Source organism: Lyngbya sp. CCY1209, assembly GCF_055795065.1.
On sequence record NZ_JAYFER010000635.1, the window covers coordinates 1 to 25,603 of the forward strand.

Annotated in this window: 23 protein-coding genes; 12 read left to right on the forward strand and 11 right to left on the reverse strand. The window is 52.5% G+C overall.

Features of this window, described 5'->3' with window-relative positions; all coding sequences use genetic code 11:
* Positions 1 to 91: 91 nt before the first annotated feature.
* On the reverse strand, positions 92 to 490 hold the full coding sequence (locus AC0QHF_RS24290; RefSeq protein WP_324706865.1) for a hypothetical protein: 399 nt from the start codon (positions 488 to 490) through the stop codon (positions 92 to 94).
* Between the two features lie 224 nt (positions 491 to 714).
* Here AC0QHF_RS24290 and hslO point away from each other — a divergent pair, with 224 nt between their 5' ends.
* The 3 genes from hslO to AC0QHF_RS24305 all read left to right on the forward strand — a co-directional run bounded on the left by hslO (position 715) and on the right by AC0QHF_RS24305 (position 4,886).
* On the forward strand, positions 715 to 1,650 hold the full coding sequence (gene hslO / locus AC0QHF_RS24295; protein WP_324706842.1) for an Hsp33 family molecular chaperone HslO: 936 nt from the start codon (positions 715 to 717) through the stop codon (positions 1,648 to 1,650).
* A 171-nt stretch (positions 1,651 to 1,821) separates the two neighbouring features.
* Positions 1,822 to 4,110, forward strand: coding sequence for a hypothetical protein (locus tag AC0QHF_RS24300; RefSeq protein ID WP_324706844.1), 2,289 nt, complete (start codon positions 1,822 to 1,824; stop codon positions 4,108 to 4,110).
* A gap of 248 nt (positions 4,111 to 4,358) precedes the next feature.
* Positions 4,359 to 4,886 (forward strand): pentapeptide repeat-containing protein, encoded by a 528-nt coding sequence (locus AC0QHF_RS24305; protein ID WP_324706845.1) that lies wholly within the window; start codon positions 4,359 to 4,361, stop codon positions 4,884 to 4,886.
* Between the two features lie 109 nt (positions 4,887 to 4,995).
* Here the strand turns inward: AC0QHF_RS24305 and AC0QHF_RS24310 are convergent, their stop codons facing one another.
* The 4 genes from AC0QHF_RS24310 to AC0QHF_RS24325 all read right to left on the reverse strand — a co-directional run bounded on the left by AC0QHF_RS24310 (position 4,996) and on the right by AC0QHF_RS24325 (position 7,840).
* Positions 4,996 to 5,556 (reverse strand): Uma2 family endonuclease, encoded by a 561-nt coding sequence (locus AC0QHF_RS24310; protein ID WP_324706846.1) that lies wholly within the window; start codon positions 5,554 to 5,556, stop codon positions 4,996 to 4,998.
* A 177-nt stretch (positions 5,557 to 5,733) separates the two neighbouring features.
* On the reverse strand, positions 5,734 to 7,200 hold the full coding sequence (locus tag AC0QHF_RS24315) for an ABC transporter ATP-binding protein/permease (protein ID WP_324706847.1): 1,467 nt from the start codon (positions 7,198 to 7,200) through the stop codon (positions 5,734 to 5,736).
* 6 nt (positions 7,201 to 7,206) lie between these two features.
* On the reverse strand, positions 7,207 to 7,497 hold the full coding sequence (locus AC0QHF_RS24320) for a hypothetical protein (protein WP_324706848.1): 291 nt from the start codon (positions 7,495 to 7,497) through the stop codon (positions 7,207 to 7,209).
* A gap of 10 nt (positions 7,498 to 7,507) precedes the next feature.
* Positions 7,508 to 7,840, reverse strand: coding sequence for a hypothetical protein (locus AC0QHF_RS24325; RefSeq protein WP_324706849.1), 333 nt, complete (start codon positions 7,838 to 7,840; stop codon positions 7,508 to 7,510).
* Positions 7,841 to 8,139: 299 nt separating this feature from the next.
* Between AC0QHF_RS24325 and AC0QHF_RS24330 the strand changes: the two genes are divergently transcribed.
* Positions 8,140 to 9,522 carry a helix-turn-helix domain-containing protein gene (locus tag AC0QHF_RS24330; RefSeq protein ID WP_324706850.1) on the forward strand — a complete coding sequence of 461 codons (1,383 nt, stop codon included), beginning with the start codon at positions 8,140 to 8,142 and terminating at the stop codon, positions 9,520 to 9,522.
* Between the two features lie 428 nt (positions 9,523 to 9,950).
* Here AC0QHF_RS24330 and AC0QHF_RS24335 read toward each other — a convergent pair whose 3' ends face one another.
* The gene (locus AC0QHF_RS24335) at positions 9,951 to 11,552 is read right to left on the reverse strand and encodes a cation:proton antiporter (RefSeq protein ID WP_324706851.1); all 1,602 of its coding nucleotides are present in this window, start codon (positions 11,550 to 11,552) and stop codon (positions 9,951 to 9,953) included.
* A 172-nt stretch (positions 11,553 to 11,724) separates the two neighbouring features.
* On the opposite strand from AC0QHF_RS24335, the gene AC0QHF_RS24340 reads away from it, so the two are divergent.
* Positions 11,725 to 12,918: an NAD(P)/FAD-dependent oxidoreductase gene (locus AC0QHF_RS24340; RefSeq protein ID WP_324706852.1), complete on the forward strand. Its 1,194-nt coding sequence runs from the start codon at positions 11,725 to 11,727 to the stop codon at positions 12,916 to 12,918.
* A gap of 85 nt (positions 12,919 to 13,003) precedes the next feature.
* On the opposite strand, the gene AC0QHF_RS24345 is transcribed toward AC0QHF_RS24340, so the two are convergent.
* Both AC0QHF_RS24345 and AC0QHF_RS24350 read right to left on the reverse strand, forming a co-directional pair.
* Positions 13,004 to 13,186, reverse strand: a complete 183-nt coding sequence (locus AC0QHF_RS24345) for a hypothetical protein (protein WP_324706853.1) — start codon at positions 13,184 to 13,186, stop codon at positions 13,004 to 13,006.
* A gap of 82 nt (positions 13,187 to 13,268) precedes the next feature.
* On the reverse strand, positions 13,269 to 13,529 hold the full coding sequence (locus AC0QHF_RS24350) for a hypothetical protein (protein ID WP_324706854.1): 261 nt from the start codon (positions 13,527 to 13,529) through the stop codon (positions 13,269 to 13,271).
* A 315-nt stretch (positions 13,530 to 13,844) separates the two neighbouring features.
* Here AC0QHF_RS24350 and AC0QHF_RS24355 point away from each other — a divergent pair, with 315 nt between their 5' ends.
* A complete protein-coding gene (locus AC0QHF_RS24355; protein WP_324706855.1) occupies positions 13,845 to 14,429 on the forward strand; it encodes a DUF2854 domain-containing protein in 585 nt (194 codons plus the stop codon).
* Between the two features lie 99 nt (positions 14,430 to 14,528).
* Here AC0QHF_RS24355 and AC0QHF_RS24360 read toward each other — a convergent pair whose 3' ends face one another.
* The gene (locus AC0QHF_RS24360; RefSeq protein ID WP_324706856.1) at positions 14,529 to 14,789 is read right to left on the reverse strand and encodes a CRR7 family NDH-1 assembly protein; all 261 of its coding nucleotides are present in this window, start codon (positions 14,787 to 14,789) and stop codon (positions 14,529 to 14,531) included.
* A 227-nt stretch (positions 14,790 to 15,016) separates the two neighbouring features.
* Between AC0QHF_RS24360 and sir the strand changes: the two genes are divergently transcribed.
* Positions 15,017 to 17,020, forward strand: coding sequence for a sulfite reductase, ferredoxin dependent (sir, locus tag AC0QHF_RS24365; RefSeq protein WP_324706857.1), 2,004 nt, complete (start codon positions 15,017 to 15,019; stop codon positions 17,018 to 17,020).
* 68 nt (positions 17,021 to 17,088) lie between these two features.
* A complete protein-coding gene (locus tag AC0QHF_RS24370; RefSeq protein WP_324706858.1) occupies positions 17,089 to 17,823 on the forward strand; it encodes a 16S rRNA (uracil(1498)-N(3))-methyltransferase in 735 nt (244 codons plus the stop codon).
* Between the two features lie 87 nt (positions 17,824 to 17,910).
* Here the strand turns inward: AC0QHF_RS24370 and AC0QHF_RS24375 are convergent, their stop codons facing one another.
* Positions 17,911 to 19,557, reverse strand: a complete 1,647-nt coding sequence (locus AC0QHF_RS24375; RefSeq protein ID WP_324706859.1) for a phospholipase D-like domain-containing protein — start codon at positions 19,555 to 19,557, stop codon at positions 17,911 to 17,913.
* A gap of 280 nt (positions 19,558 to 19,837) precedes the next feature.
* Here AC0QHF_RS24375 and AC0QHF_RS24380 point away from each other — a divergent pair, with 280 nt between their 5' ends.
* Positions 19,838 to 20,239, forward strand: a complete 402-nt coding sequence (locus AC0QHF_RS24380; protein WP_324706860.1) for a DUF7682 family zinc-binding protein — start codon at positions 19,838 to 19,840, stop codon at positions 20,237 to 20,239.
* A 93-nt stretch (positions 20,240 to 20,332) separates the two neighbouring features.
* Entirely contained in the window at positions 20,333 to 21,502 is a 1,170-nt protein-coding gene (locus tag AC0QHF_RS24385) for a cysteine desulfurase family protein (protein ID WP_324706861.1), read from the forward strand.
* Between the two features lie 437 nt (positions 21,503 to 21,939).
* Here AC0QHF_RS24385 and AC0QHF_RS24390 read toward each other — a convergent pair whose 3' ends face one another.
* Positions 21,940 to 23,247, reverse strand: a complete 1,308-nt coding sequence (locus AC0QHF_RS24390; RefSeq protein ID WP_324706862.1) for a ribulose bisphosphate carboxylase small subunit — start codon at positions 23,245 to 23,247, stop codon at positions 21,940 to 21,942.
* Between the two features lie 377 nt (positions 23,248 to 23,624).
* On the opposite strand from AC0QHF_RS24390, the gene AC0QHF_RS24395 reads away from it, so the two are divergent.
* Together AC0QHF_RS24395 and AC0QHF_RS24400 are read left to right on the forward strand one after the other, a co-directional pair.
* The gene (locus AC0QHF_RS24395) at positions 23,625 to 24,044 is read left to right on the forward strand and encodes a GNAT family N-acetyltransferase (protein WP_324706863.1); all 420 of its coding nucleotides are present in this window, start codon (positions 23,625 to 23,627) and stop codon (positions 24,042 to 24,044) included.
* Between the two features lie 201 nt (positions 24,045 to 24,245).
* Positions 24,246 to 25,603: bifunctional serine/threonine-protein kinase/formylglycine-generating enzyme family protein (locus AC0QHF_RS24400; protein ID WP_324706864.1), on the forward strand; the 1,358-nt coding region annotated here is incomplete at its 3' end.

Genomic DNA, 25,603 nt, shown 5'->3' on the forward strand with positions numbered 1-25,603 from the left:
GAGTCTATCCAAGTCCCCCTTTTCAAGGGGGATTGAGGGGGATCGAGTCTATCAAAGTCCCCCTTTTCAAGGGGGATAATGGGGGATCGAGTCAATTATTTTCCTGCTGTTTTTGCACCAAAAGAAATCCCCGCAGTTGGGTCAAATTCACCGTCTGGCCGAGGTTGAGGGGGAGGACGGAAACGCCCTCCAGGCGGGACTGTACCCAGCCGTCGCCCCAGTACCACTCGTGAAACCCATCGATGCCCTGACTCAGCAGGAAGCGCAGACAGTTCGACTCCGCCACATCGACAGAGTGTCGGATCTGCACTGGGCCGATCGCACTCGTAAACGTCAGGCCCGTGCGAAACTGTTCCGGAAGTCCAGGGGAAAATTGCTGGGGCCACAGCCACCGCTGAACCTGGTGGGGATGCAACAGACTCTTGCGGATGGTCGCTTCCGGGGCGTCCACCTCGATCCGGAGACTGCTTTGTTGAAAAGTACCTAGCATAGGGGTCAGATTAAACGGTCGGGCAACGAATCGCACCAGCCTCCTATTATAGCGATCGCCTCCACCCACGACGAGGAAGCGATCGCCGTCCTGACAGCCAGCAGGATGACGCGGGTATGGCACCGCGCACTGCTCAATGGGGAATCGATAATTTTCCCAACTCCCCACTGCCGACTCCCCACTCCCCTAAAATAGAATCTGTCGGAATGTAAAGAAATGTAAGCATGGCTGATCGACTGGTTCGCGCTACGGCGGCAGATGGTGGAATTCGGGTGGTCGGGGCGATTACCACCCGCCTGACGGAAGAAGCCAGACGGCGTCACAAGCTCTCCTACGTCGCGACGGCGGCCCTCGGGCGCACGATGGCGGGGGGTCTGTTACTGGCTTCGAGCATGAAACGCCCCGAGTCCCGGGTGAATATCCAAATCAAAGGCAACGGCCCCCTCGGGGGCATCGTCGTGGATGCGGGACTAGACGGGACGGTGCGGGGCTACCTCGGCAACCCGGCGATCGAACTGCCCCCCAATTCTCGCGGAAAACTCGACGTCGGCGGCGCGGTGGGGCGCGACGGCTACCTCTACGTCGTGCGAGATGTGGGCTACGGCTACCCCTATTCGAGTACCGTCGAATTGGTGTCGGGGGAAATCGGCGACGACCTCACCCACTATCTCGTCACCTCCGAACAAACCCCCTCCGCTCTGGTGTTGGGGGTTTTTGTAGACAAACAGGGAGTCCAGGCCGCCGGGGGACTGCTGTTGCAGGTGCTCCCCAAAGCCGCCACGGACGAAACCCTCGTCGAGTTACTCGAATCCCGCCTGTCCTCCCTGTCCGGTTTCACCCCCCTACTGCGGGAAAGTCGCACCCTGCCCAACATTTTCGATCGCCTGCTCGGAGATTTGGGGTTGAACATCCTCCCGGAAACCCAACTGCTGCAATTCGACTGCGGCTGTTCCTTCGATCGCGTCCTGGGGGCCTTGAAAATGTTCGGACAAGCCGAGTTGCAAGATATGATCGAGCAGGACGGCGGCGCCGAGGCTAAATGCGAATTCTGCGGCCAGATGTACCACGCCAACCCGGATCACCTGCACGGCCTGATCCGAGACTTGCAAGACAACCGGGGGCAATTGTCCCAAAAAGCCGGCAAAATCTACCGGAATTGAGGGAAAGCGGGAGTCGGGAGTCGGTATTAGGGAGTCGGGAATTATCAATTATCAATTGTCCCCAATTGTTGCGATCGCCGGACTAACAGTGGTATAACACCGAAGCAATACCCACGCTTCTCATTGTCGTTCTTTGGGATGGGGTGAAGGCTGCGCGAGGATAACTGGACCATGAGCGATCGGAAACCCAAACACAACCGTTGGTTAGAATTGCGTTCGCGAAGTGTTGCGGATGCGAAGTCGCCGATTTCAAACCGGGCCGATTCGCAGATGCCCCCCTCCCCGGACACCGCCCCGGAAGTCCCCCGGGAACGGAAAAGTCGCAAGGAACGGTTGAAGGAGATCCGGGCGCTCTTGGAATCGGGCCTCGAACAGAAGAAGCCGGAACCGGAACCGGAACCGGAACCGGACCTGAGCTCGGCTCTGGTGAAGGTGACTCCCGCCCCCGCCGCGCCTCACCCCGCCCCCATCGACCCCGCCGCGAGGCGGAAACGCCTGAAAGCCTACCTGGCCCCCGTGGGGTTGCTGTTCGTCCTGGCGACCCCCGCCGGCATCGCCTACATCGCCAGCAGTCTGCTGTTGCGATCGCCCTCCCTGCCCAACTGCCCGAAGATTTTCTGGCCCGTGGCCTCAGCCTCCCTGCGGCTCTACTGCGCGGAAACGGCCGCCAACAAACAAACCGTCAACGATCTCCTCGTCGCCATCGAGTTGGTGAACGCCCTCCCCGAGGATCACCCCCTGCGCCCCGAAATTAACCGCCAGATCGAGGAATGGTCCGGGGACATCCTGCAGTTGGCGGAGGCGGAATTCCAGGCCGGGGAGCTGTCCGGGGCGATCGCGATGGTGAAAAAAATTCCCGCCGGGACCTCTGCGGCCGCTGCGGTGGAGCAACAGATCGGAGATTGGCGGAATCTCTGGAAAAAGGCGGAGGGAATCTATCGCAAAGCCGAAGATTTGATGCGCGAGGAGCAGTTGAATCAGGCGTTTCGGGAGGCGACGCTGCTGTTGAACGTGGGGAATACCTACTGGGAAACCACGAAATATCAGGAGCTCACCGATCTGATCCAAATTGCCCGGGAGGACAGCAAAAAACTGGCCGAAGCCCGCAATTTGGGCGCCCGGGGCGGCATCGACAATTGGCTCGCGGCGATCGCGAAATTGCAGGCGCTTTCTGAAGATAGCCACCTGAAGGGGCAGGCGCAAAAAGAAATCGTCAAATTCAGTAAAGAAATTATGGCTTCGGCCGAAGATCGATTGGAGTCGGGCGAGTGGCAGGAGGCGATCGCGACGGTGAACAAAATTCCCGCCGCCGCCAAACTCCAAGAAGAGGTGAAAGATTTTATCGTCCTGGCCCGCGCCCACGTCCCCGCCCTGCTCGACACCCCCGAGGGCCTCAAGGACGCCATCGCCCAGGCCCAAAAACTGGAGCGGGGCCGTCCCCTATACTGGAAAGCCCAACAGTACATCCGGGGTTGGCAACAGGAAATCGCGGATGTGGCTACCCTCAACCAGGCCCGCCAGTTGGCCCGCACCGGCACCGTGGACGATCTCAAGGCGGCGATCGACAAGTTGGAAACCATCCCCGCCTCCAACCCTCGCGGGGATGAAGCTCGGGCGGAAATGGTCCGCTGGACCCGCAAGGTGGAGGAAATCGAAGATCTGCCCTATTTGGAAACAGCCGATCAGTTGGCGAGTTTCGGGGACGTGGACTCCCTGAAAGCCGCGATCGCCAAAGCCTCCCAAATCAGCCGGGGTCGAACCCTCTACGACGAAGCCCAAGCCCGGATTTCTGAATGGCGGGAGCGCAGTGAGCGGCTCGAATATCAGCCCGTTTTAGACCGGGCGCAACAGTTGGCCGCAGAGGGGGATTTCGCCAACGCCATCGCCGTCGCCGAGCAGATCAAGCCGGATCTCACCCTCTACGAAGAGGCGCAGTCCGACATCAACCAGTGGCGATCGCAGTTGAAAGACATTCAGAATTTGAAAAATGCCGAAACCGCCGCCGCCCCGGGGACGATCGAGGGGTTGACCCGGGCGATCGATTTGGCCGGCCGCGTCTCTACCGGCAGTTCCTGGCGCTCCCGGGCCGACAACTTGATCGACGATTGGAGCCAAACCCTATTGCGGCGGGGTCTGGATCAGGCCGTTTACGACGTGCCGGGGGCGATCGAAACCCTGAGAAGCATTCCCTCCGGAACTACCGTTTACAACGCCGCCCAGGCGCAAATTGCGGATTGGCAGGCCTGGTTGAATCCGGCTCCGGCTCCGGCTCCGGCTCCGGCTCCCGATCCTTATTATGAGGGTTACGAAAATAATTATTATGAGGGTTATGAAGAGTATTACGAGGAGCCTTCCCCCGGTCCGGCTCCCGACCCGATCGACCCCTACGGTGTCCCGGACTTGAACAAACCGATCACCTCCGACACCAAGTTTCTCGACCCGTCCGGGCAGCGACTCTAAAATTGGATCGGAATGCGATCGCAGGGAAAAGGTGCGGAAAGTTCCATTAGAATGGGGTCAAGAGTGCAGTAAGGCGCGATCGCGGAATTTCAATGCAGGGTGTTTGGATTGCCAATGTGGCACGAAAGGGGGCGAGATTCAATTCCTCCGGGCTCGGTTTGAATGCAGATCTGACCGTTCCCGACGAACACTCATCCCTCGAAGCGATCGCACATTCAACCTGACCGGGAACCGGACCCGCACCAACCATGACCTACTGGGACAAACCATCCACCCACCAAACCTTGACCCCGGGCGAACTGCTCAGACTGTATGCCAGTGGAAAGCGGGGTTTTATCGGGATCGACTTGCAAGGGGCTAATTTGGAATCCGCCAATTTGAAAGGGTTGTTGCTCTGGCAGGCGAACCTCGCCGGCGCCAACCTCCGCCGTGCCAACCTCAGCCAAACCCATTTGTTCGCCAACCTGAACGGGGCGAACCTCAGCCAAACCGATCTCAGCAGTGCCAAGTTACAATATGCCAACCTGCGAGATGCCAATCTCCGGGGCGCCAAGTTTTTTAAAACCAACCTCAAAGGCGCCGACCTCCGGGGCGCCAATTTGAGTCACGCAAAATTCGCCTATGCCGATTTGACGGAAGCCGATCTCCGGGGCGTCGATTTGTCTCAGTCCGTTCTATTTTCAGTCACCCTGAGCCGTGCCCATATCGAAGGGATTGATTTCGGCGATACCACCCTGGTTAGAACCAGTCTCCGGGATGCGATCGAATGGGGTTAGTACCGCTGGGGAATCAATTTCCAAGGGCGCAAGCCAGGGGCCCCCGACTCGCAACAATCCACTAAGCGAGAATTGGGAAGATTATTTGGGCAAATCAGTGGATACGATATTATTCAAAAAACTGAGCTACCGGACAGCTAAACTCGGGGAGGAGCGGACTGGTTAAGGTATCTTGTACCAGCAACGTTGTCACTAAATTCAGCATCGCCTGGTCGCGCCGATAAACTTTAACCTCCGCTTTCTGATAATCGCAAATCCAATATTCTCGTACCCCCTGCGTCGAATAGAGTTTCAATTTTAACTCCAAATCCCTGCGTCTATCTTGTTTGCTTTTCGACAAGACCTCCACCACCAATTCCGGTGCAGCCGTCAAATGTCCCGACTCATCCAAATCAGTTTCCAATCGCTGATTGCTAACCCAAACGACATCGGGAATCACGCTATCCGTCGTGGAAAATATAATACCAGGTGCGATCGCGGATCTTCCCAAACCTGTGCGACGAGACCAAGCCTGTAACGCCGCGTAAATATTCCCGCTGACCTCTTGATGTCTCCAATGAGGTGCCCGGGTCACAATTAACCCTCCGTCAATAATTTCGTAGCGTTTTCCATCTTCGGGGAACAGTTCGAGATCGGCGATCGTCCAACGAACTCTCTGAGTGCTGGTCATGGCTGAAAATCATGAGTCTCTCTTTCAATGTAACTCAATCCCCTGAAATTGGCATCACTGAAGTCTGAGTCGTTCGTAAGGGGGCGTCAGAATCCGTTACTGGCAATCATGACCCAATCAATTCTAACTGACGCACCCGACAATTGAAAACTACCGCACCTTATAATTGATGACAGTTTACTGAGTTAAGCCATCTCTTTGGTAAGCCAAAACTGCAAGGCTAATAAACACAACGCTTGCCCAACACAACCAAAGTAAATGCAATAACGGATAACTTTGTCCCTGATTGATGCCCGCCGCTAAAAATATAAGTTTTTGGGCGTGATACACGGGCGATAAAAGTATAGCATCTTCAACCCAAGCCGACTCGGAGATTGGCAGCAATCCTGAAATCAATCCAATCCCAATTAAGGACACTCCATTGACCGCATTAACAGATCTTGGCTCGAAAATATAACTAATGATTAAACTGAATGCTAAAATAGGGATAGCTACAATTAAAAAAGTTAGAAGCAAATTAATTAGTTGTTGAAAGTGAAGATTCAATTGAAATAGGAGGTTTCCACCCACCAGAGTCAATATTATAACCACCATGCAAATTGAAAGAGATACAAAAACTTTAGACAAGATGTAGGTAATTGAAGACAGTGGAGTTGTGCGAATCAGCTTCAGCCAACCTTCTGCACGTTCTGATGCAATTTGCCCCGGCAGTGATTGCAAAGAAAATGTAACCAGAAATAAGCTACACCAAAAAATTAAAATTTGTTTGGCTACAGTCGCTTCGGGTTCCGATATTATGCAATAAATGACTCCAACAATCGGCAATAAAATTCCAAATAAATAAACGGGTGTACGATAAGTTTGTAAGAATTCCGAAAAAATTTGTGCTTTAAAAGATTTAAAAGATGAGTTTTTGTGCAATAGATTTGACTTTTCTTTCAAAAAAATATTGGGTTCCAAGCCCACCTCATTAATGGATTCAATCTCAATTTGAGAGTCTTCTAAATTTGGAGAAAATTTCTGCAAATTGAGATACCGAGTTGCCAGACTATTGAGTTCTTGACAGTCGGCTTGATTATTTGTGACCATCAAAACAGTAACGCCCTGTTTTTTACACTCTGTAATTTGATGCCAAAATTCTTCGTATCCTTCTTGGTCTAAATTGCGGGTTGGCTCATCTAAAATTAAAAGTTGAGGATTGCCAATCAATGCCAATGCAAACAAAAGTCTCTGTTTTTGTCCGCCAGATAGTGACGCTGCAAAACTGTCTTGCTTCTCAGTTAAGCTGACTTTTCTCAGGGCTTCCTCAGTGGAAGTTGGGTTAGAGTAATAGCCCCTAAACAAATCGATTAATTCTTTGACTTTCAACTTTTGGGGAAACTGGGTTTCTTGCAAAACGACACCGACCAAACTTTTAGATTCGGAGTCGGTAGATGGACAACCCATCAACTCAACTTCTCCGTCAGTTGGTTCTATCAAACCCAAAATTAGATTTAACAGTGTCGTTTTACCAGAGCCATTTTGTCCTCTCAGTACGACGAATTCTCCAGGTTCTATCGTAAAATTTATATCGGATAGTACCGTGGTTTTTTGAAACCAGCTTTGAAAAATCTTGGATGCATTTTTGACTGTGACTAAACTCATTATAAATTAGCCCAAACCCAGAGAAATTTTAACGATTGCAAAAACAATGACACCAACGCCAAGGGCAGGAAGAGCGGACATTCCAAATACAGTAGTCAGGAGGATTACTGTCACACCTGCCGCAGCAATAGGTTCTAAGCCGCACACTGGAGGAATGCAAATACTACCCCCTTTAAAAAATAGGATAACTGTTACTATACCGCAAGCAATTACTAATCCTATAACTAGGATGCGTCCTGCGGGAATAATATCGATCCAGGTTGCCGATCTAGAAGCTTGCTGTTCATTGTCAGACATATAACTTACCTCAATTTTTTGAAAACAAGTGTTGCCAAAAATTTCTCGCATTGTGACTCACATTATTACTCACCTTGCCCACCTGATTGAAAAAATCACCCACTTTCTTTGAAATTTTTTTTCTTGTAACTTCAACTTGTCCCGGGTGACATTCATGGAATAACTGCTGTGACTGTTCACTCCAATCAAGCAAGGGACCTGGACAGGAAGTTTGGTATTTTAATGTCAGCCCAACTAGAGCCGGAGTCCACAAAAAAAGTAAGACAGCGATTAGAAGAGTTGACAAGTTGTTTTTGAATTTTTTGCGACGGGTAAAATTGACAGAAGAGTTTGTAGATTCCATAAACAGAAGTCCATGACTTTGAAAGAGTATCGCTCCCAACCCAACATATACTCTTCCTATAGCAGAGTGACAGACGAAAAGCTGCGATCGCTCTCATCGATTCGCTCTGAAAACAATTGCAGTCCGTTAAAGGTTGATCCTTTCTCACTCTAGATCCGCTGTCCTGAACCCCGCAACCTGAAAAAAACAGATTTTCTCGCCAATTTTGTAACAAAGTATGAAGCAAATACCAGAAATCACTTGATTTTCTACCCGAAAACTGAGTTATAATAGCCGAAACCCTGACCCTGCCTAAATGTATGGATATTGCGGAATTGTTACAATTTGTGGATCGGTTGGTGGAAAAGCAGACGGGAGAACACTTGGACGACCTGCAAAAGTCGATCGCTCAAGGACTGTGTGAAGGGAAGAGTTACAAGGATATCGCGGAAGATATAGGGAACGGCTACAACGAAAACTATATTGGGGATGTCAGTCGCCAGCTATTTAAAATTTTATCCAAATCGTTAAATGAAGATATTAAAAAATCGAATTTTTGTTGGACGTTGGAGAGGGCGATAAATTCTCAAATTTTCAGTTTTAATAATAATAATTTGACCTGGTGTCCCTATTATCCCAGAGGCAATCCAGGACGACAAGAAGAAGCGATCGCACCCTCGGAAACCACCCGCACCCGCACCCAATACCATGATTTAACCCTCGCACCCAAAGTCAGGAAATTCTGCGATCGCACCACCGAACTCGACACCCTGTCCCGTTGGCTCATTGATGAAAAAATACCGTTAATCTCGGTGATCGGAACTGCGGGTATCGGCAAAACTACCCTGGTGAAAAAGTTAATCGATCGCCATTTAGACGATTTTGATGTCGTCATCTGGAAAAACCTCAAAATATCGCCACAATTAAATAAAATAGTCGCCGATACTTTAACTAAAATCGTTCCAGATGCTCATCGAGAAGACGATCAAATCAACGATCTGATGGCTCTTTTGAGCGAAAAGAGATGCTTGATTGTCATTGATGACTTGCAAGAAATATTTGTCGGCGGACAGTTCGCGGGGAGATACCAGACTCGACACAAAAACTATCATCAATTTTTGAGAGCGATCGCACAAATCGAACATCAAAGCAGCATCATTTTAATCGGTCGAGAACAATCCCCAGAAATGCTGTCATCATCGGGTAATGATTTATATCCCATCAAATCTTTGGCTGTAGGAGGCTTGGAAAGTGTAGAGATTTTAGAAAATCTGGGATTGACAGACCGAGACAACTGGGCAGATTTGATTCAATTATACGAAGGAAATCCCGTTTACTTGCAAGATATTTCCGCACTGATTACAAACATTTTTTTGGGAAAAGTATCCGAATTTTTGGCAGAAGATGGCATGATTATTACCGAATTAATGCACGGTCAGCTTAGAGAATCGTTCGAGGGATTATCATCCGTCGAACAAGCGATCGCGTTAGAATTGAGCAAGAGCAATCATCCCATTTCGCGATCGCAATTGAGAACCCAACTCTCCCTCTCTTCAACCGATCTAATTAACGGCTTACAGTCCTTGCAGAGACGCTGCTTGTTGAAAGCCATCAAACAGGATCAGGCTTTCTTTCAAATATCCTCCATCTTTCGAGAATATTTGATCACGATTAAAAATGGCAATTTTGGCGATTTAAACTAGAGTTATTTTTAAAAGGCATATAGCAGTGTGAAATGATTTGTGAAAAATCATCGGCTAAGAGCCCCCAGAATTGGGGGTTTGGGGGCGAGACATTTTTCAGAATAATTTCTGATTGCTATAGCAGTGTGAAATGATTCGTAAAATTTTGAGCGTCTCAAAGCCCCCAGAATTGGGGGTTTGGGGGCGAGACATTTTTCAGAATAATTTCTGATTGCTATATATAGCAACCAGCTAGGCAAGGGGTTACAGTTTCGCACTGACTAAGGAGCAACCCGAGACGGTTGCTCCCACAGGGAATGGGGGGATGGCGATCGCCTAAAATAGATGCATAGAACTCAAATCCCCAATCATCTTGAGATGATTTGTGCGATGAGAAAAGGGAATTGATTCCCCAGGGGGAATTCCGGTCAATTTGAGAACCCCAACCGTCAAGCAATTTCTTGTTCGGATTGTGGGGGCGACGCTTCCTCATCTTTCTTCTCCATCACTTCCCACAAAATCGGCGAAAGCTGACTGTTCAAACGGCCCGATCGCACGAATTCCGCGTAAGTTTCCGCTTCGATATCCACCAACTCCTCCCGCAACAACTCCATGCTCAACTCCAGCAGTTGGGAATGTTCCGCCAGCAATTTATCGATCCGGGTTTGAACCGTCTCCAATTCCCCATTCACCAATTCAACCTGATATCGATAAAATTCGGAGTCGATTTCCTGCTTACGAACCGACTCGGAAAGATAAGTTTTGACCCGATTTAATGCCACCCGGCGGGCGACCAATTCCAGATATTCCTGACGCAAAGGTTGGTCGCCGATCAGGCCCAAAACCTGCAACAACGATTGGGTGCTCAGTCCTTGCACCAGCAGGGTAAATAACATCGCACCGAACACCGTGGCGATCATTTCATCCCGTCCCGGCAACGCGGCGGGGACACTCAAAACCAGGGCGATGGACACGGAACCGCGCAACCCGCCCCACCAGAGGACCATCTGATCGCGCCAGCCGATATTCGATCGCGCCACGCCGTTACTCAACGCACTCAGGCCAAAAGTCGCGATCGCCCGCGTCAGGAGTACCGCGCCGATACAAACCGCGATCGGTTCGATATTTTCCCCCAAACTGGAAAACTGGATCTGATCGCCGATCAGCAGGAACACGATCGAATTGACGAAAAACGCCAGAAACTCCCAAAACTCGCTGACGATCAGCCGGGTGCGGGGGTTCATGCCGATCCGGGACCCGAAATTTCCCAGAATCAACCCCACCGTCACCACGCCGATGACGCCGGAGCCCCCCAAATTCTCCGTCATCACATAGGTCCCGTAGGCCGAAACCAGGGTCAGGGATTGTTCCACCAGGGGAGAATCAAAGCGTTGGGTGAGATAGGAGATCCCGAAGCCGATCAAACTGCCGACGCCGACACCGATTCCCACGAACGCGAAGAACTTCAGCACAGTTTGGGGGACGGAAAATTCCGTTGTCCCCATCGGCAAACCCACCAGCAGGCTGAAGGCGACCACCGCCACCCCGTCGTTGAACAGGCTTTCCCCCTCCATCAGGGTTCGCAGGCGCCGTCCGGCCCCCAATTCTTTGAATAACGCCACCACCGAGATCGGGTCCGTGGCGGCGAGGCTGGCCCCCACCAACAGGGCGATCGCGATCGGGATTCCCGCCAGCCAATTCAACCCCAGGGCGATCCCCACCACGGAAATAATCACCCCCGCGATCGCGTATAAACAGACCGGAACCAGATCCCGCTTGAGATCCCGCCAATTCATGTTCCAGGCGGCTTCAAACAGCAGCGGGGGCAGGAAAATCTCCAGAATCAGTTCCGGCGACAGGTTCACCAGGCGGATATCCTCGATCGCCAAAATCAATCCCACAATCACCAGCAGCAGGGTGAAGGGAATGCGCCGAAACCAGGCGAACAGGCGGGAGAGGGTGGCGACGCTGAGGGACACCAGCAGGACGAGGAGAAATTGCTCCAAATTTTGTTTGATCGCGATCTCGGCGATCGCAGCTTCTGCAGTCATAGGTGGGGCCCTTAGGGACAATCAATCCAATTCAACTTAGGCTATCTTATCGGATCGGGGAAGTTTCAATTTCCCACAGGCGGCTCCAATTCGACCCGCGATCGCCCCGACTCCCGATTCCGTTGCTATCCTAGATAGAACATCGCCCAGCTCAGATCGACCGACCCATCCCATGACCGAACAACCGACCCGCATCTGTATTCTCGGCGGAGGCTTCGGCGGACTCTACACCGCCCTCCGTTTAACCCAGCTCCCCTGGCTACCCGCAGAAGTGCCGGAAATCACCTTGGTCGATCGCCACGATCGCTTCGTCTTTTCGCCGCTGCTGTACGAACTCCTCACCGGGGAACTGCAAGCCTGGGAAATTGCCCCGCCCTTTGAACAACTCTTGAAAGGGACTTCTATCCGCTTCGTGCAGGGGGCCGTGGCTGACATTGACCTCACCGCCCACCAGGTACAATTGCACAACGGCAGGTTTTTGGACTACGATCGCCTCGTCTTAGCCCTGGGCGGGGAAACGCCCCTCGACGGCGTGCCGGGAGCCAAAGAACAGGCCATCCCCTTCCGCACCGTCGCCGACGCCTACCGCCTTGAAGAACGCCTGCGACTCCTGGAAGCCTCCGATGCCGAGCGGATTCGGGTTGCGATCGTCGGCGGCGGTTACAGCGGCGTCGAACTCGCCTGCAAGTTAGCCGAACGCCTCGGAGAGCGGGGCCGGCTGCGGCTCGTGGAGCGGGGGGAAGAAATTCTCAAGTCCTCCCCCGACTTCAACCGGAAAGTTGCCCGACAGGCTCTTTCCGAACGGCAGGTTTGGCTCGATCTCGAAACCACCGTCCAATCCGTGGACGCCGAAACCATCGCCCTCGAATATCGCGGCCAGGTGGACGTGCTGCCCGTGGATATCGTCCTGTGGACCGTGGGAACCCGAACCATTCCTTTGGTGCGATCGCTCCCCCTGAAGCAGAATGCCCAACATCAACTCGTCACCACCCCCACCCTGCAAGTGGTAGACCGCCCCGAAATCTTCGCCCTCGGCGATCTCGCCGAGTGCCACGACGCCGACGGCCAAAAAATCCCCGCCACCGCCCAAGCCGCCTTTCAACAGGCCGACTACGCCGGCTGGAACCTCTGGGCCTCCCTCACCGGACGCCCCCTGCTCCCCTTCCGCTATCAGGGATTGGGGGAAATGATGACCTTGGGGAAAGATACCGCCACCCTCGCCGGTTTGGGCCTCCAACTCGACGGCCAGTTGGCCCACCTGGCTCGCCGCCTCATCTACCTCTACCGACTCCCCACCCCGGAGCATCAGATGCGGGTCGCCTTCAACTGGATGAGCCGGCCCCTGCAGGAGTTGATGAGCCGATAAAACAGCGGCGGCAATGGGTAAATTGCCGCCGCAGATGGTATTTTATCTCAAATTTCCGCCGTAGAACGGCGAAATCGTGGCAACCTCACTGATTTTCCGAGTCGGGAAACGTGCGCTTGAACTCGTCGAGCAAGTCGTCCATTTCCTCCAAAGCCTGGTTCACATCAATTCTCAAAGGCCCCAAATCCGGCTTCTCCAGCAATTGCACCAGAGCATCCCGTTTGCTTTCAATTACGGCAACCCGCTCTCGGATAATTTGTGCGTCCATCGAATCATCCCTCTATTCATTTCATGGTCGAGATCCGGGGTGCAGACTGACCCAGCGGCACTTCAGATTTTAACACCATCCCTCAATCCAGAAACGGAGGCTTTTTGTGGTTCGGAGCATCCTGTTGACTCGCCTCCGCCAAAAACCGCTTCAAGGCTTTCTCGCGATTTTTCATAAACGCCGTCCAAAACCCGGGCTCGAACTCGTCCATCGTTTTGGCCAGCGCCCAAACATCGACGGCTAAAATATTGTAAAGTCGCTCATCTTCCTGTTGGAGAGATTTAATCTGTTCAAAAATTTTCCGTTTCAGATCGGCGGTCAACGGATCTTCGTCGTGGGTCATAATTTACAGATCGGGTTGGCGACAGGGAGGGATACATCGCAAAAGCTGCTTCCAACAGCATACAGACAATCTAAAGTTGTGAGTGCGACTTCGACCGACAGCCCGACCGGCCCATCTGAGTTATCATTGGTGCGGATAACCGGGGGATGCCAGACCCATCCAAAGCTTAACTCAGGTCGCACCGTTTGTCCGAAACCGCACTCACCGAGTCTTTAACAATTCCCACCGCACCTGTCGATCGCCCAAATTCCGATAAGATAAGTAGAATCAATCCTCAAATCATCCGGTACGGACGATTCAAACTCAACTGATCTTATGTTACGTCAAATTTCTCTGGCTCAACTGGGCTTGGTTCTGGGTGGGCTGCTGACCATCGTCGGATTCTGGGCGTACTTCGCCGACTACGCCACTTTGAACTTGGCGGGATTCTTTTACGGCATCCCCCTGTTACTCGGCGGACTCGCCCTCAAAGCCGCCGAACTCGAACCCACCCCCTTTTCCGAACCCACTTCCCCGGAAGTCCTCGCCCTCCGGGAACAGCAGGCGACACCCACCCAAAATCAGGTTCGCAAGGATGTCACCCGCTACCGCTACGGCCAGTCGGCCCACCTGATCGATGCCCTGGAACGCCTGCAATTGGGGAGAACCGACGAAGATCACCCCCAATTGCAAGGGCTGCGGGAAACTGCTGTTGAGGGCGCCTATGGGTTGATTTTAGAATTCTACTCCCCCTTTGTCCCCCTGTCTGTCTGGGAAGAAAAGCGCGACAAGCTCGCCAAATTCTTTGGCCCCAACATTCGGGTTCAAATCGAACAGCCGGAGGCCGATTGTGTTGATCTCATGATGATCGCCGAAAAAGAAGAGGGAGTCGGGAGTCGGGAGTCGGGACTGGAGAATTGATTGTCATTTGTCAATCATTGATTGTCAATTGGCGATTTTATCCGCAGATTTCGCAGATTTTCGCAGATTTTGCGGGGGATCAGTCGGGATAATTGATTGTCAATTCTTTTCCAACCGCACGGCATACCATTGCAGGTACTCTCCCGGGCCGAGGTCGAAGTCGCAGCAGGTGTCGAGCAAGTATTTGGCCTGTTGGGCGGAGGTGGCAAATTTTTGCAGATCTCGGGGGAGATCGTCCTGTCGGCTTGCCAAAATTGTCTGTAATTTTTCGAGCAGTTCTCCCGCACTCAGAAACTGCTCGGGTTGATTTGACTCCAATACGACGAAGTGATCTTCTTGGTACATCAGGGAATCTGCCATCTTTTTAAGTTTTGTTAATATTCCATCCTTTATTTTCACTTAAACTGGAACCCCATGACAACGGGGGACACTCTCCGGGATAATCATGTTAGGATGATCGTAAATCACGGAATCCCGACCGAATTACCGGTGTTTATACGAAGCTGGGTTGGGTGCGGTTTGGAATTTAGGCTAAACCAGGTTCAACCGGGCGTGTTTTTTTGTTTTGACTGGCACTGCACGATCCTATGACAAGCTCCACATTTTCAAAATCTCGGGTTGAGAAGCCCTCCAAACTTGAAGGGATTAAGGAACGCAGCAACTATCTGCGCGAACCCTTAGCCACCGAATTGCTCAACGATCGCAACTATTTGACCGAAGATGCGGTTCAGATCCTCAAATTTCACGGTTCCTACCAGCAGGACAATCGGGACAACCGGGTGAAGGGACAGGAGAAAGATTATCAGTTCATGCTGCGGACCCGCAGTCCGGGGGGGTTGATTCCGCCACAATTGTACCTGACCCTCGATCGCCTCGCGGACGAGTACGGCAACGGGACGCTGCGGGCGACCACCCGCCAGGGGTTCCAACTGCACGGCATTTTGAAGCGGAACCTGAAAGCGGTGCTCTCGGACATTATCAAGAGCATGGGATCGACCCTGGGGGCTTGTGGGGATCTCAACCGCAACGTGATGGCCCCGCCGGCGCCCTACTGCGATCGCCCGGAGTACCAATATGCCAGCACCTACGCCAATTATATTGCCGACCTGCTCACGCCCCAGACGGGTGCCTATTATGAAATTTGGCTCGACGGGGAAAAATTCGTCAGCGCCGAGGAAGACCCGGAGGTGAAAGCCGCCCGGCAGCGTAACGGCAACGGCACGGTTTTCCACGAGGGGGAAGAACCGATCTATGGCGAACATTATATGCCCCGCAAGTTCAAATGCGCGGTGACGGTGCCGGGGGATAACTCCGTCGATATCTACACCCAGGACGTGGGTTTGATCGTGATCACGGACGGGGCGGGGGAACTGCAGGGTTTCAACATCCTCGCCGGGGGCGGCATGGGGCGCACCCACCGCAAAGAGGAGACGTTCCCCTGTATTGCCAAGGAAATTGGTTATGTGGCGCGGGAGGATATTTACGACCTGATGAAGGCGATCGTAGCCACCCAGCGGGACTACGGCGATCGCCAAAACCGCCGTCACGCCCGGATGAAATACCTGATCGAAGATTGGGGGGTGGAGAAATTCCGCGCCCAGGTGGAGGAATATTTCGGCAAATCCCTGGAACCGTTCAAACCTCTGCCCGAATGGAAATATAAAGATTATCTGGGATGGCACGAACAGGGGGACGGCCAGTTATTTTTGGGGATCTCGGTGGACAACGGCCGGGTGAAGGACGAGGGGAATTTCCGCCTCAAGAGCGCTTTGAAGGAAATTGTCACCCAGTTCCAAATTCCGATGTTGCTGACGGGCAACCACAATATCATTCTGTACAAAATCGAACCGCAGCACCGGGAGGCGATCGATCGCACCCTCAAACAGCACGGCATTTTGCGGGAAACCGAAATCGATCCGCTGGTCCGCTATGCGATGGCCTGCCCCGCTTTGCCGACTTGCGGACTGGCAATTACAGAATCCGAACGGATCATCCCTAGTATCCTGGACCAGATTCGGGTATTGTTGGACAAGGTAGGACTGGAACAGGAGCATTTCGTCGTGCGGATGACGGGATGCCCCAATGGATGTGCCAGACCCTACATGGCGGAACTGGGTTTCGTCGGAAGCGCTCCCGACACCTATCAGGTTTGGCTGGGAGGCTCTCCAGACCAGACGCGGTTGGCACAACCTTTTATGGATCGTCTGGCTCTCAACGACTTGGAAGCCGTTCTGGAGCCGATTTTTATTGGCTTCAAACAGAATCGGCAACCCGGGGAGAGTTTCGGCGACTTTTGCCACCGCGTCGGTTTTGACTCCATCCGCGAGTTTGTATCCAACTACTCTGTAACTTCCTCGATGAACATTGAGACGCAAGAAATCGCCGTTCAATCCTCTCCTGAAACGACCTCGAATGCAGCAGCTTCATCGGAGGCTGCAGTCGATCCCAACAAGATCCGGCACCGGGTCAGCGTCCGGCACGAGATCTACACCCAACTGAAAGATGAGTCCAAACGTCAGAGCAAACCGATCGTGGAAATTGCCACCCAGGCGATCGAGGAATATCTCGCCCGAGCCCGCGCCGAACAGTAAGTTCGGCCGATGATTCGTCCTCGATTTGGGGTCGTTTGACTCACCTCAAATCTGCGTGCTTTACCGAAATGGTGCAACTTCAGCGGATCGCGATCGCTCCCCATCAACTGCAAGGCCGACAGGTTGACCTGAGTGCCGAACAGCAGCATTATTTGGGTCGGGTGTTGCGCCTGCGACGGGGCGATCGCTTTATTATTATCGACGGCAAGGGGGGATGGTGGCTGACGCAATGGCTCGACGGCCCGAATGCCACCGTACTCGAAGCGATCGCGGCGGATACGGAATTGCCCGTCTCCGTCACCCTCTGCGCGGCCCTCCCCAAGGGCGGCGGTTTTGAGGAGATCGTCCGCGGCACCACCGAATTGGGCGTGACGCGATTTGTCCCCGTCCTCAGCGATCGCACCCTGCTCAAACCGAGTCCCCAAAAACTGACCCGGTGGCGGCGCATCGCGACAGAGGCGGCGGAACTCTCGGAACGCCAGATCGTCCCGGAAATTGCCGATCCCCTCCCTTGGGGGGAAGCGTTGAACTCTTTCGATTCCCAGGCAGATCGATATCTCTGTATCGCCCGGGGCGAATCTCCCCACCTCCTCACCTGTTTGCGAGCATCTCAACTCGACGGTGCAACTCACCTCATTTTGGCGATCGGGCCGGAGGGGGGATGGACACCCAAAGAAATCGAAATAGCCGTCAATACCGGATTTCAACCTGTTTCTTTGGGAAGCCGAATTTTGCGATCGGTGACGGCGCCGGTGGTGGCATTATCCCTGGTGGCGGCAGTTTGGGAAACAATTAATCATTAATAATTAACCATTAATAATTAACAATTAAAAGCCCCAAATCATATTTGACTTGAATTAAATCTGCGAAAATCTGCGTAATCTGCGGACTTACCATATCACCCGATCGCGCCATTTTTCCAAGGTTTTCGGGCCGATACCGGAGACGCGATCGACATCTTCCAAACTGACGAAGGGCTGCTTTTCTCGGGCTTCTATTATCCGCTCTGCCAAGACCGGCCCGACACCGGGGAGGGTTTCCAATTCCTCCTGGGAGGCGGTGTTCAAATTGACCGGCTTTCCGGTGGGTTGAAACGGGGTGGCGATCGCGCCGTCGCACTTCGCTTTTTCCGCCTCCACTCGTTCCAATATCCACGGCGGAATTCCCAACGTCGCATTTCCATATAATCGCTCAAATTCCCGCTGGAAGTGGGCTGCAACCGTCGGATTCCGAACGATCAGCATCGTTTCGTCGTTGGTCGTATTGGCGGCTTCCGTCCAGTTGTGGGAACCGGTAATCACGATTTGATTATCGATCAAACCGAACTTGTGATGGAGGCGATCGCCCTCCGGTAAATTGGGAACGCCGACGGTCGAAAGGGGTTGTTTCCAGGGGTTATTTCCCACTTCATATTTGCAGTTATTTCCCATCGCAATTCCCATCATATCTAACCCTTCGCTATAGGAGCGATAGGCGAAACTGGGGTCGATCAGCCCCCGCAGGCCGACCCCCCTCGTTTGGGCGGATTCCAGGGTATTTACCAAATCCTGAGATGAGAAGACAAATAAAGCTAAATCGACGGTTTTGTTGGCTTTTTCTAAGGTTTGTGCGATCGCGCCGTTGACGCTATTTTGCCAAGGCTGAGTTTCGGAAAGGGGGGCGAACTGTACCGCGATCGTTCCCCCACCCACCGACATCTGTTCCGGGCCGCGAATCGGTTTGTTGATGCCAAACAGACTGTCCGTCTTCCCCCCCGGCCCGTCCCCCCACATAATCTCAAATTCGCGGGTAAAAATATCCGCTAACTTTGAACTTTCCAATACTAATAAATTGTTGGCATTTCCCCGACTTTCATCACAACAAAAATCCCCGTGAATGCCGCTGGTGGTAAAATTCGCCGAAGCCACGATCACCGTTTTTCCGTCCGCAACCAAAAACTTGTGATGCATCAAACCGCTCCCCTTCGAGCCGTCGGCAGTATCGTCAATCAAAGGAACATTCGCGTTGGCAAGCATCACCAAAGCATCCCTTTGATTGATTTCATCCCGTTGCAGTTCGCCGTCTCCGTTCAAATCCGCCAATTGCAGAAACTCGTTGTAATGCCCCAATTCCCGCTCCGTAAATTTGGCAATTTCCGCCGCACTCACTTCACTCCAGGGGCGGCTGTAGGTATTTTCAATAATCACCCGGACTCTGACTCCCCGTCGGTGCTGCTTCACCAACGCTGCCGCAATTTTGGGGAGACGCAACTCCTGAACCGCCACATCCACCGTCGAAGAGGCACTCTCGATGGTATCCACGATAATCTGTTCGAGATCGTCCCCCAGCCGAGTCTGCAGGCGGTAAGGTTCGGTATAGACCGAGGCTTCCGAGTGGTTGAAATACGCCTGAACCTGGGAATCCTGCGGGAGGGGTTCGAGCAGGGGTTTCGGGGACGTCTCGGAAGATTCGATCGCATCTGGGTTACAGGCACACGAGTTGAGGAGTAGCAACACAACCCAAGTCGAATGCCGCCGTATCGATACAGGCAAACGCACGGTTGATCCCTTAAACTCAATTGATCTAGGATTCCCAGATTTGGGTCAGAAACAAGCAGGGGGGCCGGGGGGCAGGGGGACGACCGGAAGCCGGACCCCACGCCCCAATTTGAGAGATCCCCGCTCATACAGGTAATCTATTAATAAGAACGTCAAGCCGAACCGAGTGAATGTGAAACCATCGATTTTGCATGAGATCCGACGGCTTGAGCGTCGGTAAGCGCCTCCGGTGCGGTTCGCAGTCGGGGACGTGGGTTAGTTTCAACCCTCACACCGTGTTATGCCAAAAAGAAAAAGGACTTTTCCCTGTGGCCATAAAGGTTACGGTCGCACCTGCCATCGATGCGAACAAGAGCGCATGATTCAGGAACAGGAACATCAGGAGTTGGAGGAAAAACGCAACAAAAAATTGGAGTGGGAGGCATCGTTCTCCCAAGATATCATCGATCTGAGGGGATTGCCGGACTATGTGGTGATCAAGGCCCGGGCGATTATCGACGGCTTGAGAACCAGCAAAAACTATCGCGAGTTCGGCGGGAAGCGGCTGCGACACAACCGTTTTGTGATCAGCATTCCCGTCACCCGCAACTATCGGATGCTCTGTCAGGATAGCGGAAATTTCTTGGTTCCCCAAAAGGTACTCTCCCACGAAGACTACAACGTTTGTAAACCGGGAGATTGACGACCGATTTGGGGAATGAGAAGAACTTGGGTCCGTCAATGTTCCCGAAATCACCGATAAGTTTTACAGTTAACCATTGAGGATATTAAACGGATGCAAATTTACCTGGACTACAGTGCGACGACTCCCCCCCGCCCGGAAGCGATCGCGGCCATGCAGGCGGTTTTGACCCAAACTTGGGGGAACCCTTCCAGCTTACATGAATGGGGCCAAAGGTCTGCCACCGCGTTGGAGTTGGCCCGAACACAGATCGCCCATCTGATCAACGCCCCACCCGACGGGATCGTTTTTACCTCCGGGGGGACGGAGGCGGATAATTTGGCGATTTTTGGTATCACCCGCCGGTATGACACGCCCCAACATCTGATTATTTCCGGCGTGGAACATTCCGCGATCGCCGAACCCGTCAGGTTATTAGAACAACAGGGATGGTCCGTCACTCGTTTGCCCGTCGATCGCCAGGGACGGGTGCACCCCCTGGACTTGCAGGCGGCGTTACAACCGAATACGGTACTGGTTTCGGTGATTTACGGCCAAAGTGAGGTGGGGACGTTGCAACCCGTGGAGGCGTTGGGGAAAATCTGCCGATCGCAGGGCGTTTTGTTCCACACGGATGCGGTGCAGGTGGCGGGGCGGTTGGCGATCGACGTGGAAAAACTGCCGGTGGATCTGCTGTCCCTTTCCAGCCATAAAATTTACGGACCCCAGGGTGTGGGGGCGTTGTACGTCCGTCCGGGGGTGGAGTTGGTGCCCCTGCTGGGGGGCGGCGGCCAGGAGATGAAGCTGCGGTCGGGGACTCAGGCGGTGCCGGCGATCGCGGGTTTTGGCTCGGCGGCGGAATGGGCGAGTCGGGAGTTGAAAACGGAAACGCCACGACTGATCGAATTGCGCGATCGCCTTTTTGATCGGTTGGCGGACCTGCCCTATTTGTACCCGACGGGCGATCGTTTGCACCGACTCCCCCACCACGTCAGCTTTTGTCTGGTGCCCCCGGCGGGCGAAACGGGAATCACCGGAAAAACCGTCGTCCGACAGTTGAATTTGGCCGGAATTGGCATCAGTGCGGGCTCGGCTTGTCACAGTGGCAAACTCAGCCCCAGCCCGATTTTGTTGGCGATGGGATACGGCGATCGCGAGGCGTTGGGTGGCATCCGTCTCACCTTGGGGCGGGATACTACCGAGGCGGATATCGAGTGGACGGCGATGGTTTTGAAGCAGATTTTGGATCGGTTGATGCCGAAGTCGCTGGCGGTGAGTTTGTAAGTGTAAGAAACCGGGTTTCTCAACTTAATTTTGATCTGGAAACCCGGTTTATCGAGATAATGCTGAGGAAGGCGATCGCAATATTAGCGACATTCAACCTCTAATCGATTCTCCGTTTCAATTTTCCTATGCAGATACAGAAGAGATGTTAGTTCGGCGTTTTCAACCGTGGCTAGAAGATGTTATTTTAACGGGGTTAGAGTTTTGGAATAAAAGTATTTAAAAATCACGATTCCTAAGCGATCGTTGCTATATCATGTCCGCAACAATCGTTTTTATAACAACGATTTTTGTTGTTCAATGCAGGCCGGATGTCTGTGTTACCCATTCGATACTTGCTCTGAGAAGTGAGAAGTGAGGAGGGAGCGGAATTTACCTTTTCTCACTTCTTTTTTATCACTTCTTTTCTCTCCCTACACCCTCGCTTCAGCGCTCTATCAACTTTCGGGTCGGTGGATGATCGTTTCCACCACCCGCCGCCGCACTTTCGGGTCAATTCCCAACAGGCGGACGTAATCATTTGGGTGCTGCTTCAGGCAATCTTCCACCGCCGCGATCGCTTCTTTTTCGTTGTCAATGCGGGCGAAACTCTTCCAAGAACCGGTTTTAAAACGGCGGCGATCGGCATATTCTAAACCGATTTCGTAACCCCCCGAAAGCAATTTTTCGACTTGTTCAAATATGTCTAAACTCAGCTCGGTACTGACCGCGTGGCCGTGGCTGAAAGTGGTCGAACTCTGACTGTCTCCCTGGAAAACGGACGGCCCGGAATCCCCGATACTGTGGGGTGGCATGACTGGATTATAGGGGAGGTGGGGTTGGTTACTTGGTTGGGGGTTGCGGTTGCTGGGTTGGGTATTCAAGGTGCGGAATTGGTTATATTCTTCCACCAGTCGCAATTCCTGAATTCGCTTCTGTTCCGCCACCATTGCGCGTCCGGATTCCAGCAAATGAGATAAACTGAAATCGGGTTTTTTAAATTCCGGGGGTTTGTCCGCACTGTTGACGACCCGTCGCGAGACTCCATCGAGTCCGAGGGTGTGAATAAAACCTCGGATTTGTTCGTCGTAAATGCGCGATCGCAGCGCGCTGAAAAAGTCGATCGCCTGTTGCGGAAACTTATCCACCAATTTGACGATATCTCCTTGAGAAAGTTCGTCCTCTGGGAAAATTCCCCGCACGATCGCGATCCGATCTTCCCGAATCGGTTCCCAGTAAAATTTCTCCATCCGTCCGTCCCGAATCAGCGGCGCGTAAAGGGTGGAAAAATCATTTCCGGTGACGATAATCGGAATCCGTTGCAGCGGTGTCTCGTCGTAGCTTCCCGGCAGTTGCACGTTGGTGGGATTGTCGGCAATATTCATCAGTGTGGCGTTCACCAACTGGGTGTTTACCGTGTATTGAGTCCCGGAGTCGAAGCGTCCGGCGCCGGCGTCGAAATCGTTGATAAATACGGCGCACATCTGGCCGCGAACCCGCACCTGTTCCGCCGCCTCCCGATACCGCAGTCGCAGCAGTCGCGAGGGGTCCCCGGCGTCGGGACTTTCCAATTCCCCCCCGGAAATCGTGACGGGCTCGATTCCCATTTTCTCGAATATCAGTTCGCACTGAAAGGTTTTGCCCTCCCCCTTGCGTCCGTGGATTCCCAAAATTAGGGGGACTTTGATGTGGGGCAGTTTCAGAAAGTTTTTGGTGATGTGGACGGATACTTTATCGAGAAAGCGGGGAGAAATATAGTAAGACATAAATGTGAGTCGTCAATCGGGGGTGAGCTTGTCCAGTCTTCTATTTTAATATGAAAGGGTGACAAATTGCGGGCGGGGCTAAAAATTAATCATTTTTCCGAATTTATTTCCTAAAATCCCGTTGTTGGGCTTCTGCCCTTCTGAGGCGCTAAAGCGCCACAACAGATGGTAAAATTGGGAATTGAGAATTTGGGATGGTGTGATGCCGGACGATTGGATTCCTTTCGCGATCGCTGTAGCCGTGTTAATTTTGTATTTGTGTTGGTCTGCCCTCACCGAAATGGGGACGAAATTGCCTTGGAAAAAATGAGCGATCGCGCTTTATATTTATCAAAAATGCCTCCGTGTCCTCCGTGTCTGGAGTGGTTCAATTACCGATGGAAATTATCACGACATCCTTCGCCGCCAAACTCCCGGAAATTCGCTCGGTTCGAGAAGCCGTCTTCATCCGAGAACAGTCAGTTCCGCCCCACCTCGAACTCGACGATCGCGACCATTCTTGTCTCCACGTCCTCGCGTTAAAAGATGACAAACCTGTGGGGACGGGCCGCATCGATATCGAGAAAAATGGCAAAATCGGGCGACTCGCCGTCCTCAAAGAATATCGAGGTCAAAAGATCGGCTCTCAACTGATGGTTGCCCTGGAACAAGTTGCCCGACAGAACGGACTTTCATCCATCTGGTTTAATGCTCAAGTTGCGGCTATTCCATTCTATCAAAAGTTGGGATATAATGTCATTGGGGAAGAATTTATGGAAGCCGATATTCCCCACAAAATGATGCGTAAAAAACTCTAAAAAATCGTCCGGTTAATGTCTCCCTGCGGCTCTTAATACTGGGCGGGGCTGTTTCATTTTCCCTCGACAGACAGGAGGACTGATTCTCAGGCGGTTTGATTTTAAAAACCACAGAGGCACAGAGGACACAGAGGATTTTTTTGTCAAAATTACCCGATTTTGCCATAGAATAAAATCAGGTATCAGCATCCATCCCGAATCATGAGTCAGTGTCTCAACCCCGACTGTCTCCACCGCAACCCCGACGGTTGCCAGTTTTGCCAGAAATGTGGGGGCAAACTACAACTCGCCGAACGCTACCGGGCCAAACGCATCCTCGGACAGGGTGGCTTCGGACGCACCTTCCTCGCCGTCGATGAGTTCAAACCTTCCAAACCTCCCTGCGTCATCAAGCAGTTTCTCCCCCAGGCGCAGGGAACGGCTACCCTACAAAAAGCCGCCGAACTATTTGACCAGGAGGCGCAACGTCTGGAAGAACTGGGCAAACATCCCCAAATCCCCGAACTTTTAGCCTATTTCACGGCTGATAACCGGCAATATTTAGTCCAGGAATTTATCGACGGGGAAACCCTGCAACAAGAATTGGAAAATAATGGCGCGTTTACCGAAAAGCAAATTCGGTCACTCTTGCAGGATGTATTGACGGTTTTAGATTTCGTCCACCGCCACAAAGTTATTCACCGGGACATCAAACCGGAAAATATCATCAGACGCAAAAGCGATAAAAAATTGGTTTTGGTGGATTTTGGTGCGGCCAAACAGGTGCCGCGCACGTCCCTCAGTGTCACCGGAACGGTTATCGGTTCGGCTGAATACTGCGCCCCGGAACAGGCGATGGGAAAACCTAAATATGGCAGCGATTTATATAGTTTGGGCGTGACCTGCTTGCATTTGTTGACCCAAACGAACCCGAGTGATTTATATGACCCCCTAGAAGCGGAATGGGTTTGGCGAGACTATTTGAATGGAAATCCTGTTGGCAATCAATTCAGCCAAGTCTTAGACCGTTTGGTAGAAACCTATAAAAAACGCTATCAGTCCGTGGCGGAAGTTTGGGCAGATTTACAACCTTCGTCGGGTACAGTTCCACCTTCACCCCCAATCCAGATTCCCGCCAAACCTAAAAATAATACCTTTGAATTTGATATTTTCACAGTCAATGAAAGGGGGCGAGAAATCAGTCGCCGTCGCGGACAAGCCGAATGTATTATCGAAGATTTGGGGAATGGAGTCACCCTGGAAATGGTATTAATTCCGGGAGGAACCTTTCTCATGGGTTCACCGAGTAATGAAGTGTATGATAGGGAAAAACCCCAACATCGAGTCACGGTGCAACCTTTCCTGATGGGGAAATATCCCGTCACCCAGGAACAATGGCGACAAGTGGCAGGCTTCCCAAAACTCCGACGGGACCTCAAACCCGACCCCTCAAGATTTAAAGGCTTAAATCTTCCCGTTGAACAAGTTTCATGGTATGATGCTGTTGAGTGGTGCGCCCGCCTCTCGAAAAAAATCGGCAAACCCTACCGATTGCCCAGTGAAGCTGAGTGGGAATATGC